Source organism: Humiphilus diazotrophicus (assembly GCF_059726315.1).
In genome coordinates, this window is record NZ_AP040870.1 from 4135258 (window position 1) to 4148105 (window position 12848).

The 12848-nt window shown below is 53.2% G+C and carries 14 protein-coding genes; 6 read left to right on the plus strand and 8 right to left on the minus strand.

The window, feature by feature from the left end:
* Nucleotides 1-65: 65 nt before the first annotated feature.
* Nucleotides 66-1445, minus strand: a complete 1380-nt coding sequence (locus tag AC6I7T_RS17575) for a hypothetical protein (RefSeq protein WP_497788698.1) — start codon at nt 1443-1445, stop codon at nt 66-68.
* A 98-nt stretch (nt 1446-1543) separates the two neighbouring features.
* On the opposite strand from AC6I7T_RS17575, the gene bcp reads away from it, so the two are divergent.
* The gene (bcp, locus tag AC6I7T_RS17580) at nt 1544-2017 is read left to right on the plus strand and encodes a thioredoxin-dependent thiol peroxidase (protein ID WP_497788699.1); all 474 of its coding nucleotides are present in this window, start codon (nt 1544-1546) and stop codon (nt 2015-2017) included.
* A 76-nt stretch (nt 2018-2093) separates the two neighbouring features.
* Here the strand turns inward: bcp and AC6I7T_RS17585 are convergent, their stop codons facing one another.
* On the minus strand, nt 2094-2711 hold the full coding sequence (locus AC6I7T_RS17585; protein WP_497788701.1) for a hypothetical protein: 618 nt from the start codon (nt 2709-2711) through the stop codon (nt 2094-2096).
* A gap of 64 nt (nt 2712-2775) precedes the next feature.
* Between AC6I7T_RS17585 and AC6I7T_RS17590 the strand changes: the two genes are divergently transcribed.
* On the plus strand, nt 2776-3378 hold the full coding sequence (locus tag AC6I7T_RS17590; protein ID WP_497788702.1) for a DNA-3-methyladenine glycosylase: 603 nt from the start codon (nt 2776-2778) through the stop codon (nt 3376-3378).
* Here the strand turns inward: AC6I7T_RS17590 and AC6I7T_RS17595 are convergent.
* Nucleotides 3334-4056 (minus strand): HAD hydrolase-like protein, encoded by a 723-nt coding sequence (locus tag AC6I7T_RS17595; RefSeq protein ID WP_497788704.1) that lies wholly within the window; start codon nt 4054-4056, stop codon nt 3334-3336. The two genes, AC6I7T_RS17590 and AC6I7T_RS17595, sit on opposite strands and share 45 nt — an antisense overlap.
* A 98-nt stretch (nt 4057-4154) precedes the next feature.
* Here AC6I7T_RS17595 and AC6I7T_RS17600 point away from each other — a divergent pair, with 98 nt between their 5' ends.
* Nucleotides 4155-4670: a c-type cytochrome gene (locus AC6I7T_RS17600; RefSeq protein WP_497788706.1), complete on the plus strand. Its 516-nt coding sequence runs from the start codon at nt 4155-4157 to the stop codon at nt 4668-4670.
* A gap of 209 nt (nt 4671-4879) precedes the next feature.
* Here the strand turns inward: AC6I7T_RS17600 and panC are convergent, their stop codons facing one another.
* From panC to AC6I7T_RS17615, 3 genes are all read right to left on the minus strand, one after another.
* Nucleotides 4880-5731 carry a pantoate--beta-alanine ligase gene (gene panC / locus AC6I7T_RS17605; RefSeq protein WP_497788707.1) on the minus strand — a complete coding sequence of 284 codons (852 nt, stop codon included), beginning with the start codon at nt 5729-5731 and terminating at the stop codon, nt 4880-4882.
* 112 nt (nt 5732-5843) lie between these two features.
* Complete coding sequence (gene panB, locus AC6I7T_RS17610; protein ID WP_497788709.1) at nt 5844-6746, minus strand: 3-methyl-2-oxobutanoate hydroxymethyltransferase; 903 nt, start codon at nt 6744-6746, stop codon at nt 5844-5846.
* A gap of 330 nt (nt 6747-7076) precedes the next feature.
* Nucleotides 7077-7760 carry a deoxynucleoside kinase gene (locus tag AC6I7T_RS17615; protein ID WP_497788710.1) on the minus strand — a complete coding sequence of 228 codons (684 nt, stop codon included), beginning with the start codon at nt 7758-7760 and terminating at the stop codon, nt 7077-7079.
* A gap of 92 nt (nt 7761-7852) precedes the next feature.
* Here AC6I7T_RS17615 and AC6I7T_RS17620 point away from each other — a divergent pair, with 92 nt between their 5' ends.
* Nucleotides 7853-8578, plus strand: coding sequence for a polysaccharide deacetylase family protein (locus tag AC6I7T_RS17620; RefSeq protein WP_497794616.1), 726 nt, complete (start codon nt 7853-7855; stop codon nt 8576-8578).
* Nucleotides 8579-8630: 52 nt separating this feature from the next.
* Here the strand turns inward: AC6I7T_RS17620 and hemL are convergent, their stop codons facing one another.
* A complete protein-coding gene (hemL, locus tag AC6I7T_RS17625; protein WP_497794617.1) occupies nt 8631-9938 on the minus strand; it encodes a glutamate-1-semialdehyde 2,1-aminomutase in 1308 nt (435 codons plus the stop codon).
* A gap of 253 nt (nt 9939-10191) precedes the next feature.
* Here hemL and purM point away from each other — a divergent pair, with 253 nt between their 5' ends.
* The gene (gene purM, locus AC6I7T_RS17630; protein ID WP_497788712.1) at nt 10192-11244 is read left to right on the plus strand and encodes a phosphoribosylformylglycinamidine cyclo-ligase; all 1053 of its coding nucleotides are present in this window, start codon (nt 10192-10194) and stop codon (nt 11242-11244) included.
* Nucleotides 11245-11261: 17 nt separating this feature from the next.
* Nucleotides 11262-11873, plus strand: coding sequence for a phosphoribosylglycinamide formyltransferase (gene purN / locus AC6I7T_RS17635; RefSeq protein WP_497788713.1), 612 nt, complete (start codon nt 11262-11264; stop codon nt 11871-11873).
* Between the two features lie 19 nt (nt 11874-11892).
* On the opposite strand, the gene AC6I7T_RS17640 is transcribed toward purN, so the two are convergent.
* A complete protein-coding gene (locus tag AC6I7T_RS17640; RefSeq protein WP_497788715.1) occupies nt 11893-12831 on the minus strand; it encodes an oxidoreductase in 939 nt (312 codons plus the stop codon).
* Between the last annotated feature and the right edge of the window lie 17 nt (nt 12832-12848).

Sequence of the window (12848 nt, forward strand, 5' to 3'; positions counted from 1 at the left end):
TCGCATATATAGCGGAACTGAAGGACCCAATATCTTATAGGTGGGGGTCTTCTCGGTCAGCGAATCTAGGGCAGCGTAGCGGTTGCGAAGAGTTGCTCCGCATGGTTATGGGTTACTCGATATAAAGCGAACTGCCTATGCGACGGACCACGTAATTCGAAGAGTAGTTCTCCTCTGTTATCTCCATCTGCATCGACGGCATCGACTAGCCGCATCTGCGGAATCTGGTCCAGGTGCACACCGTCAGTAACTCGTTTCAACAGGATTTGCGGTTTTCCATACAGGTCCGGCTGCGCAATGATCGTTACAAAATGCTGGCTTGCTCCTTCTCCATCTGTACGAGCAGAGAAGACTATTGTGGATCCGCTGCCGTAAGCCAATTCGAAAGCTTTGAATTGTTCATCTACAAAATGGGGTTGCGGTTTCGCCGGTTCTGTTGGGGCAGCCGCAACACGCCTTTTAGTGGTTCGACGCACTGAAGGTCTTGTGGGTGCCGGTGGTTCAGTGGCTGGAGTGGAAGGGGCGATCTCTTTCCATGCCAATTGCTCTAGAGCCGATTTGGCTGTAGATTCTTCCTCGCTATTGGCCCAGTTATATGCAAAGTTATGTTCGGGGCGTTCGGCGGCATCCGATACCGCGACGATCTGGTTCAGGTTTGCCGGAGTTCCGGTGAGCTTATCTGCAACAATGGCTGTTTCTTTCGGCTGTCCGCGAGATAAGCGGGGCCGATCTGGATCATTTGCTGCGGCAGGCGTTGTCATTGCTTCCACGCCAGCTTCAGCCGCAGGTGTTCCCGCATCTTTTGGACGCTTGCGGAGGTGTGGCCGGTCGGGATCGTCAGGTGCTGCCGGAGTTGTGTTTGCCTGAGTACTCTTCTGGTCTGCTGGAGCCTTTGGGCTGGTCGCGGTTGGAGCACTCCCCGGTTTGCCTGCATCTTCCGGAGCTCCACTGCCGGGGTGGCGCTTCAGGTGTGGCCTGTCATCATCCACATCTATTACTACCGACGGAGTGAGATCGCTAGAGCCGGCCTTTACAGGCTTGGGCTTTTGCAGAGGCTGACGTAGACCGTAGCCGAACCATGAATCTTCTACTCTGCCTGCCTGGGTCACATTAAAAAAGCCCTTGGGAACCCCGCTCTGTTGAAGCTCATAGAGAGTTTCAGACATGACCGACAGGGGAGCAGGCCGGGCCATATAGAGCCCTCCATCCTGAAAGTCTCCCTGATCAAAGATTGTTATCGGCACGAGCCGGCTGGCTGATGGTTTGTCGGTGTCCCCTGTCCATTCCAGAACCGCAACCGAGCGCGGACTGGGGGCTGCTTTGTCTGCCTCAGCAGCTTTCCCTGGATACTGTGCCTGCAATGAGAGCGAGGCCGAGGCCACAAGACAGGAATAGAGGAACAGGCGAGCTAGATGTCGCTTCTTTCTGCTCGGATTCAATGACATACACCGCTCTCCTGCGAAATAATCTCTTTGCACAAGCAGTGTATCTCTGTGCTGCATTTGGTTTCTAAACACAATCCTTGCAACAAAGGAAGTTCCCCATGGAAATCAGCGAGAAAGTTGCCGATTTTACTCTTCAGGATGAGCAGGAAAATACGGTTCATCTGTCAGATTACGCCGGGAAGCCGGTTGTCCTTTTCTTTTATCCCCGAGCCAATACTCCGGGGTGCACCATTGAAGCTTGTGGTTTTCGCGATACCTTCAAGAAGCTCCAAAAGGCTGGGGCTGTTGTATTGGGGATCTCACGCGATACACCCAAGGCTCAGTTGAACTTCAAAACCAAGTATGACCTTCCGTACACACTCCTTGCTGATGTAGACGAAAAAGTCTGCAATCAGTTTGGTGTCATGAAGCAAAAGAATATGTACGGCAAGAAGGTTTGGGGCATTGAGCGTACTACATTCCTAATTGGTCCTGACCAGACCTTAGTGCAGGTCTTTCCGAAGGTAAAGCCAGAAGGACATGCCGAAGAGGTCTTGGCCGCAATCAAGGAGTGGCAAAAAGAAAACGCATAGCATTGTTTTGAAAAGCTGTGAATAAACGAAAAGGGCTGCATTGCAGCCCTTTTTTATTCAACAATTCAACTTTTGTTTATTGTGCGGTGAAAGTAAGAGCCGTCTCTTGTGGGATTACTGCTTCCTTCTTCCCGGATGCTGCTGCTCCAGCAGTTCCGACTCCGGCTCCGGCAACTGTGCCGATAGCCGCTCCCTTGCCGCCGCCAAAGAGGCCACCTAAAATTGCACCGGCAGCAGCGGTGCCACCGATCTTGGCAACATTACTCTTTGTATGACCGGCTCCGTCGCGGCTCAATGTATCACTTGCAACTGAGATTCCGTTTATAGACGTCACTTGAAGCGACAACAGCGCTTTCCCTCCGAGTCTTCCGGAGGATTTGGCTTCGGTCACGATTCCGTTCACAGTAGAGCCCTGCGGTGCCACAACCTTGTCGCCATCTCGAATATCGTTGATCAGCGTTCCAGTCCACCTCTGGCCGCTAGTGGCCGAGGCGGAACTAACCTCCTGGCTGATTCGGACAATGATCTTGGCTCCAGATGGAATACGTGCATCGGAACTGCTCCGCAATTGCTGAGTCTGTGGAGGATCTTGCACCGGGCCGTCATCCTGCGCAGCTGCACTCACAACGCCCAGCGCGAGAATGGCCATAACCCACGCCAATATGGCTGGGATCCGATTCCGATGTTTCATCATTCTTTCCTCCAGTTTCTTCCGTGAAAAAAATAGAAAATCTTTCCTATACATTAGATGCCAGCACATGCCAGATGTTAGCTTATTGCCCCGTACGTTTTACGAACGTGAACCATCCGAGGTAGCCCCTTCACTACTCGGTAAACTACTGATTCGAAAGATCGGCAGGAAGAAATTGGTAGGCCGGATTGTCGAAGTGGAAGCCTACCTGGGAGCGAAAGATCCTGCAGCTCACGCCTATGCTGGATTAACCGTTCGCAACGCCGTCCTCTTTGGGCCAGCCGGACATGCCTACGTGTATTTCATCTATGGCATGTATTATTGTCTGAACTTTTCCTGTGAGCCGGAAGGGCAGGCGGGATGCGTTCTGCTGCGAGCCCTAGAACCTGTGAGTGGGGTAGAAGAGATGGCAAAGCGTCGAGGATTGCCCCAAAATGGTGCAATTCGACGCCTTACCTCAGGACCAGGGCGACTCTGTCAGGCCTTGGAGATCACTCGTCAAGCCCTCAATGGCGTAGACGTAACACAGCCGGAATCGCCCTTGCAGGTTGCCGACGACGGTTTCGATGTGAAGGAGATCGTTGCGACTCCCCGTATTGGCATTCGCAAGGCCGCGGATCTTCCCTTACGCTTCCTGGTGAAGGGAAACCTTTGTGTTTCCGGGCGCTGATGTTTCCTCACTGAAAAGATCAAGGATGTCTGCTGGAGTTGGGCATATAGCGGTAGGATTGCATGCCGTCAGCTCTTCCATGCTCCCATATCCAAAACCTACACCAATGGAACGGACGCCATTCGCCTTTGCTGCTTCAAGATCGAATCTACGGTCTCCGACCATCCATGTTGTTGCGGGATCGAGAGACTCCTGCATCAGCAGATGAGCCAGCAGATCGACTTTGCTGTGGCTGGTGAATTCGGCGCGATCACCATGAATTGTGGTGAAGTATTCAGCCAAGCCGAATTTCTTAAGGATTCTTACTGCGAAGTGCTCCTGCTTGGAAGTACAGACGTAGAGAGAGAAGCCGCGTTCCTTTAATTCCTTCAATAGTTCGGGAATGCCAGGATAGACAGAATTTTCAGCCCAGCCCTTTTGGTCATAACAGCTTCGATAGTCGGCAGCTATCTGTGCTTGTGCCTGCTCATCGCCGTTTGGCAGGAGTTCTTTTGCCCAGTCTTCAACGGGAGGGCCAATGAACCGGTCGAGCGAACCTTCCCACTGGATGTTGTGCGCTACCAGGGTCTTTCTGAGGCAATTTAGGATGCCTGGCTTGGAATCGGTCAGAGTACCGTCCAGGTCAAAGAGAATCGCAGTTTTTCCCATACCTTTAGTATGGCCCGTCGAATGCGTCAAGAAAACTCCAAGATGACAAAAAGAAAATCTCTTTTCCTGCGTCAAAGCATGTTCTTCTGTCGTCCAGTAGACATTTCAATTACAGGAGTTAGGCAATTTTGAAGAGTCGAACGCTTCCCCTGTTCCTCGCTCTTGCCGGTTTGCTGTCTGGCAGTCTTATGGTCATTGCGCAAAGTTCTGCTGCATCTTCATCTCCCGCTGCCAATCCTCCCCGGCGACGGACTCTCCCGAAACCAACGAATCTGCAGGTTCTTTCGAAAGACATATCGGGAGACAAGCTTCTCGATATCATGCATGCCTGGGAGGGCCAACTCGGAGTCAATTGCGGTTACTGCCACACTCTCGATGCCGCTGCCACCGCACAGGCTGGACGAAGACGGTATAACTTCGCCGATGACGGCAAGGATGAAAAGAAAACAGCTCGCCTAATGCTCAGCATGACTCAGGAGCTAAATCAGAAATATATCTCGCAAATTCCTGAGAGGCCGGAAGCCGTTTCGTGTGGCACTTGTCATCGTGGACATGGTCATCCCGAAAAATTCATTCCTCCTCCAGAGCATGAAGAGCACGGTGGGCATGAAAGAATGCCTCCTGCTCCGCCGCAGTCGAATTAGAGCAAAACCAGCGTAGATATATAACGCTGGTTTTGTCTAGAACTACGGTTGGAATATGGGGCTAACCGTAAGAGGCCTTCCATAAAAGAAGCGAAGGGGTGCCCATACGATTCGTGAAGAGATGCGAATCGTATGGGCACCCACCTTTGGAACATACTGCAGCTCTTATGTTTTACACTCTCGCTTGAACCGCACTGCCTTCCTTAACTCTAAGATACCGGTGGGATCACGATGTTATCGATGAGTCGTGTCGAACCGACCCATGCCGCTACTGCAAATAAGGCACCGTGATTGATACTTGAGATTTCTTCGAGGGTATCTGGATTGACTGCGACGATATAGTCGATGCGAACCTGCGGTTCTTCGGCGAAGACGGATAGAACTGCAGCCTTCAGCGTTTCTGCCTCTATGATTCCTTGCTTCGCTAGTTCCTGAACGCGGAAAACCGCCCGGCTCAACACCAGTGCTTGTTTCCGCTTTTCTGCACTGAGGTACGCATTTCGAGAGCTCAGTGCCAATCCATCGTTATCGCGGACAATCGGACAGACAACAAGTTCCAGGTCAAAATGCATATCCCGAACCATCTTGCGCAGTACTGCAACTTGCGCTGCATCCTTTTGTCCAAAGAAAGCACGATGCGGTGTCGTCATGAGGAAGAGTTTGGAAACGACAGTTGCCACTCCACGAAAATGTCCGGGACGCGAGGCTCCATCCAATCGATTACTTAGGCCTTCGACCTCGACAAAGGTTGCTGCTCCGGAGGGATAAACCTCTTCTACTGGTGGTGCGAAGACTACATCTACGCCTTCCCCGGCAAGCAGAGCACAGTCTTTCTCAAGCGTGCGAGGGTATTGGGAGTAGTCCTCTTGCGGTCCGAATTGCGTGGGATTAACGAAGATCGAGACAACAACACGATCGCAACTTTGCCGCGCTGCTTTTACCAGGGAAAGGTGTCCTGCGTGAAGCGCACCCATTGTAGGAACCAGGCCGATGCGCAGTCCTTGCTGGCGTGCCTGCGCTGTCCACTGTCTTAACTCTTGTACTGTTTGTATTGTTTGCATGAAAGCATTTCTCGCATTGCTGTGCGTTATTCAATGATATTGAGCGCAGCTTCCTTTAGAGAAAAGCTGCGCGATCTTCCCGAGGTTGACATAGATTGATGCGAGGAATGTATCAGGCCTTCTGCCGTGCTACGGCAGCTTTCGATTTATTCGAGCGAGGAAGATGATAACTTTCTTCGTCACTGGGAAAGATTCGTGCTTCTACATCGATCTTGTAGGCTTCTACAGCTTCACGAATCACCTTTCCCGCATCACCGTAACGACGTACAAATTTAGCTGGCGGATTAAACGTAAGATTGACTAAATCGTGAAGAACGAGAATCTGTCCATCGCAATCCGGTCCTGCACCGATACCGATGGTGGAAAGCTTGCGCTCCGCCGTAATCTTCTTAGCCACTTCGCGTGGAATACCTTCAAGCACGAGGGCAAAAGCTCCGGCCTCTTCCAGTGCCTGCGCATCCTGCCGTAATTTCTTTGCTGCATCTGCAGTTTTACCCTGAACGCGGTAGCCGCCCATGCGATGAATGCTTTGCGGAGTAAGGCCCAGATGTCCTACGACCGGTACCTCTGCTGCAACTAATCTTTTTACGAGTTCGACTCGTTCTTCGCCGCCCTCGACCTTTACGGCTTCAGCACCGGCTTCTTTTACAAAGCGGATACCGTTGCGAACACCTTCTTCAACATTGGTGTGATAGCTGCCAAAGGGCATATCGGCGACCACAAGTGCACGCCGCACCGCTCTGCGCACAGCCCGCGTATGATGCAGCATCTCATCGACGGTCACGGCAAGAGTCGATTCCAAGCCCATGACGACCATGGCCAGAGAGTCGCCTACCAGAATCATGTCGACGCCCGCTTCATCGACAAGACGAGCGGTCGCGTAATCGTAAGCAGTAAGCGAAGTAATAGGCCGACGATTGCTTTTCTTTTCAGCGAAGGTGGGGACTGTGATTTTTTCTGGAATCAAGCGGGAAGCGCCACTGCTGTCCGCTGTGCGGAAGTTTGTCAGACTCATGTCTCATCTCCAGTGCAGTTCCCCCATTGTGAAAAGCAGGGATACCGCCCGAACCACCGTGAGTATACGCCATTCGTACGGCTGTTTGCACAGCTCGGCGATAAGTTGCTGGTCCGAATTGGACGAGTTCTTTAAGCATCATCGCTGAACAGAAATTCATTTTTTTGAGGACATGAAGAAAGAGAAAGCGTAGTCGCTATACAGCTTTCCGCCAAGGATGAGTTTCCGGCAAATGAATCTTTGATTTGCTGGATTGGCGAGAAAGCTGCATCGTTGTAACTTCGATCAGCGTGTCTCTATAAGGGAGATGCTCTTAAGAACTGGAGCCTGTTAACAAGCGATTCCATATTTCTGTCGCACTAGAGCAGGATTGCTCAACGGCAGGAAATACTGCGTTCCCCTGATCGGTTCTGAAAGCCGGTTCAGCAAGAGCTGCAGGTCCTCGTTCTTTTGCACGAAGTCGATCTGCGAGGTATCGATTACCAGTAGATCGCTTTGCGTGTAATGAAAGAAGAAGTGCTCGTAAGCTGCGGCGACCTGTTCGACATATTGATCGCTGATGGCCTTCTCGCCGGGAACTCCTTTACGACGCAGTCTCTGCTTCAAAACTTCCGGAGAAGCGTGCAGATAAATCACTAGATCGGGAGTAACAATCTCTCTGCGAAAACGGTTGTAGTAGCGATTGTAGAGACTAAGTTCCTCGTCACTTAAGTTCAGGCATGCAAAGATCTTGTCTTTTTCGAAAAGATAATCGGCAATGACTGGAATCCTATCCAGTCCATCGGGTTGCTGTGCCCGCAATTGCTCATAGCGCTCCATCAGGAACCACATCTGAGTCTCGAAAGCAGTGCTCTTCTGCCCTGCATAAAACTGATCGAGAAATGGATTGTTCTCAGGCTCGGTAATACGTCGCGCATGGAGGTTTTCTGCCAGGATGTTGGCCAGTGTCGACTTTCCTACACGGATAGGACCCTCTATCGCCACAAAGCGGGGCGGTTCAAAGAGATTAGCCATCTTGAGATGCTCCTGCTCTAGGAGAGCGAAGAAAAAGCAAAGATATCATTCTTGCCTCTTCTTCTCAAGCCCTAAAGATTAAACTGGTGTTTATGCTTGTCGAGTTTGCTGCGACCGGCCTTACGGCAGGGCTTGTCGCAGGCGGATATGCTTATGCTGCTATGTGGCCAACCTCTCAGATCTTTGGCCACACTGTTCTTTCCGGGAGCGATCCGTCGGAAATTGCCCTGACATTTGACGATGGGCCCAATGACCCATGGACGGGGCGTTTGCTCGATATCCTGGCTCATCACCAGGTGCATGCTACTTTTTTCTTCATTGGGCGCTTTGCCCGCCAACGGCCTGATCTGGTTCGTATGGTGCGCCAAGCAGGTCATCTGGTTGGAAACCACACCTATACTCATCCGGTTCTTCTCTTTCAAAAGCCCTCCAAGGTTCGTGAGGAGCTGGCAGCCTGTAACTCTGCGTTGGAAGATGCTCTTGGAGAGCCAGTCCGCTACTTCCGGCCTCCGCATGGAGCCCGTCGTCCCGATGTTCTGGCCGCGGCCCGCGAACTCAATCTAACGCCGGTACTCTGGACAGCCATGGGCCACGATTGGGATGCCTCCTGTGCAGAGTGCATCTCCACCCGGCTGGAGAGAGAGATTGCCCGGGATCGCAAGCACCACCGGGGCAGCAACGTCCTTTTGCATGATGGTGGGCAGGCCGGCATTGGAGAAGACCGGGGCAGAACTGTGATTGCGGTAGATGCCCTACTAAGCCATTACTCCAAAGACAGCCATTTCGTTACTGTGGATGCCTGGTCTTCAACTCGCTAGTGCATTTCTCTAACTGATTCGTGCTGAAGACCATAGCTTCGTTCTTGCTCGGCTATTGGCCTTTGACTACCTCGGCAAAAGCCTTCTTTGCGGCTTCGATGGTTTGAGTAATGTCTTCCACACCTAAAGCCGTGCTGGTGAACGCTGCTTCAAATTGCGAAGGCGGCAGCCAGATACCGGATTCCAGCATTGCCCGATGAAAACGCGCAAAGGCCGCAGTATCGCTTGCGGCAGCGGAGGTATAGTCCGTGACCGGTTTCGAAGTAAAGAACCAGGTAAACATCGCTCCGACGCGGTTTAGCGTCAGAGGTACGCCAGCCTTTGCCGCTTCTGCGCAGACACCCTTGGTCACAGCCGTCGTAGTCTTGTCCAGCAGGGAATAGATCTCTACCTGGCTGCTTCGCAGGTAATCGATTGTTGCCAGTCCCGCAGCCATTGCCAGCGGATTTCCGCTAAGGGTCCCGGCCTGGTAGACGGGCCCCAGAGGGGAGAGCATATTCATGATCTCTGCTTTGCCGCCGAAGGCTCCGCAGGGGAGTCCCCCGCCGATGATCTTCCCCAGGGTCGTCATATCCGGGCGGATTCCATAGAACTGCTGTGCGCCACCGTATGCGACCCGGAATCCGGTCATAACCTCATCCAGAATTAGAACTGTTCCGGCCTTTTCGGTAATTTCACGCAGCGCAGCAAGGAATCCGGGAGCCGGAGGGATGCAGCCCGCGTTTCCCACGACGGGTTCCAGAATGATGCAGGCAATCTCATTCGGATGTTGGGCGAATGCTGCTTCCACTGCCGTCCGGTCATTGAAGGGGAGAGCCAGCGTCCAATGCGCGACTTCGTCAGGAACTCCTGCTGAGCCGGGAATTCCAAAGGTTGCTACTCCCGAACCGGCTTTGACCAGCAGTCCATCCGCATGGCCGTGATAGCAGCCTTCAAACTTGATGACATACTGCCTGCCGGTATAGGCCCTCGCCAGCCGGATTGCCGACATGGTGGCTTCCGTCCCAGAACTGACAAAACGCAGCTTTTCGATCGAGGGATAGGCTGCAACGATCATTTCAGCCAGCTCCCCTTCCAGAGGAGTAGAGGCTCCGAAGCTGGCCGAGCGGGCAGCGGCTTTCTGGATGGCCTCCACTACGGGAGGGAAAGCATGGCCCAGGATCATCGGTCCCCAGGACCCGAAGTAGTCCACGTATCGGTTTCCATCCACATCCCAGAGGTGGGCCCCTTCCGCACGCTCGATGAATGGGGGATCTCCGCCCACAGCGCGAAAAGCTCTTACCGGGGAGTTCACGCCGCCGGGCATGTAGGTTTCGGCACGTTTCTGCAACTGACGGGAGCGGTTCAATGATCTTGGCATCCGCTCCAGTATATGGGCGGTTGGTTTGGTAGGGAACTTGGCCAACCGGCTACCAAATATATTCTCCGGCGGTGGCAAAGCCGCTCTGGAAAGGCTGTTTGTAGTATCGGGAACGGAAAAACCCGCTTGTTGTTGATCAATCACGGCCCTCCCCCTGCCGTTTGCCTGCTCCAGAGTGCTAAACTGAGCCTTCCGACCAGAGCCACACTCTTTGTAAGCACGTGGTCGGCATCCCATTACAGAAAGTCTGCCAGTGCAGCCCAAAAAGACCTCCGATACGCCTATCACATACGCCGATGCAGGCGTAGACATCTCTTCAGGTGATCGCGCCAAACAACGCATCAAGTTTTTGGCCAAGAAGACATTTAATCGCCAGGTTTTAAGCGAAATTGGCGGTTTCGGAGGCCTCTTCAAGCTCGACACGAGCCGCTACGCCAATCCGGTACTGGTCTCTTCTGCCGATGGTGTCGGAACAAAGCTGAAGATTGCCTTCGAGCTGGGGATTCACCACACGGTGGGTGCCGATCTGGTCAATCACTGCGTCAACGACATTGCCGTGCAGGGTGCAACACCCCTCTTCTTCCTCGATTACCTGGCCTCCGGCCGTCTCGATAACGAGGTAACCGAGAAGATCGTTGAGGGTATGGCTGATGCCTGCCGTGCCAACGGGTGCGCCTTGATCGGTGGCGAAACGGCCCAGATGCCAGGCTTCTATGCCGATGGCGAATACGATCTGGCCGGTTTCATCGTCGGCGTGGTCGATAAGGATAAGGTCATCACCGGCGACACCATCGGAGTCGGCGACGTACTACTCGGCTTGCCTTCCACCGGCTTGCATACCAATGGATATTCGCTAGCCCGGAAGCTCTTCTTCGACGTAGCCGGATATAAGCCGGATCAGTATGTAAATGAGCTGAAGGATAAGGCTGGTGCTGCCCTGATGAAGATCCATCGCAGCTATCTGCCTGTCATTAAGAAGCTGATGGCTGCCGGTCTCGTGAAGGGTATGGCCCACATCACAGGCGGCGGAATCACGGAGAATCTGCCCCGCATTCTGCCCAAACACATCTCTGCTTCGATTGAGCTTGGCAGCTGGCCGGTTCTTCCGATCTTTGAGCACTTGCGGGATCTTGGAGCTGTTGCTCAGGACGAGATGCTGCGGACCTTCAATATGGGCATCGGCATGATCGTCGTGATTCCCGCCGAGAAGGTGAAGCGCGTAAAGTCGCTCTTTGACCGCACAGGAGAAAAGTTCTACGTAATCGGGCGCACGATCAAGGGTGATCGTAAGGTCGTTTACTCCTAAATGTTGAAGGCCGGTAAATGACTAAGCAGCGCCTGGGAATTCTTCTATCGGGGCGAGGATCGAATTTCCTCGCCATCGCCGACAATCTGCAGCAAGGACGCCTTCCCGGAGCGGAGATCGGCGTTGTGATCTCCAATGTGGCCGATGCTCCTGGCTTGATTGCCGCGCGTGAGCGCGGTCTGGAGACTGAGCTCTTCGTCTCTAAGGGACGGAAGCGCGCAGAGCACGATGCCGACGTATTGCGCTGTCTTCAAGAGCATCGGATCGATCTGATCTGTTTAGCTGGCTACATGCGCCTGCTCTCTCCCGAGTTTGTTCGCGCATATCCTCAACGGATATTGAATATCCATCCATCGCTTCTCCCGGCATTTACCGGTCTGGATGCACAAGAGCAAGCTCTGGTCTATGGAGCGAAGGTTGCAGGCTGCACGGTCCACTTCGTAGATGAAGAATTGGACCACGGCGTAATCATCTTGCAGAAGGTTGTGCCTGTACTAGATACCGATGACGCGCACGCTCTCTCCGAGCGCATTCTCAAGGAAGAGCATCAGGCGTACAGCGAGGCGATTGCCCGCGTGCTTTCAGGTGAGTATGAGATTCGCAACCGCCGCTATGTCAAACGGTCGTAAAGCAGGTTCTAGTTACAAATTATTTTGCGCGGGGCAGATCGTAATGTACTCCCGTAAGCTCTTCCGAAGCGCTCCATAACCGTTCCGCCAAGGTCATGTTATGGACCTGAGCTTCAGCCTTAACCTCAACAGGCCAGCCCTTCATTTGGCGGAAACCATCCGGGCCGTAGAAGTGCCCTCCTTGGGCATCCGGTGATGTCGCACCATAAAGAGTAGGCAAGGCTCCTTGTTCGTCACTCTGTGCAACCAAAGCTAAGACGACTTCACTCATCTTCCGCATGATCACACTGGAAGCACCCGGACCGGAGGCGAATAAGTTTGTCTTCGCTACTCCGGGATGAACAACGATGCTTGATGCATGGGCCCCGGCCCATTGCAACTGCCGCTCCAGCTCAAAACCGTAGAGCAGATTGGCAAGCTTCGATTGCCGGTAGGCAGGCCAGGGCATATATCCCAGCCTCCACTGTAGATCATGGAAGCGTATCTTCCCGCCGCGATGAGCGATTGAGCTAACTGTAACAATACGTGCTGCGGGAGCCGCAAGAAGAGGAGCCAATAATAGCCCGGTTAGTGCGAAGTGGCCTAAGTGGTTCGTGCCAAATTGCAGCTCAAAGCCATCTTCCGTAATACGGCGGCGGGGAAGAGCCATGACTCCGGCATTGTTGATCAGAAGATCCAGCGGCCGTTTCTGCTCCATGAACGCGGCCGCAAAGTGACGGATAGAAGACAGACTGGAGAGATCCAGCCATGCAGTAATTACCCGAGCAGAAGGCGTTTCAGCAACGATGCGCTGTTGCGCCGCCTGCGCTTTCTCTATGTTCCGGCAAGCCAGGATAACGTCGGCGCCCGCCTTTGCCAGATGGCGCGCAGTGTGAAAGCCGATACCGCTGTTTGCTCCGGTGATAACTGCTAATTTCCCGTGCTGGTCTGGGATGTCGGCTTCTGTCCATCTGCTCATGGTCTTTCCTTTCAACT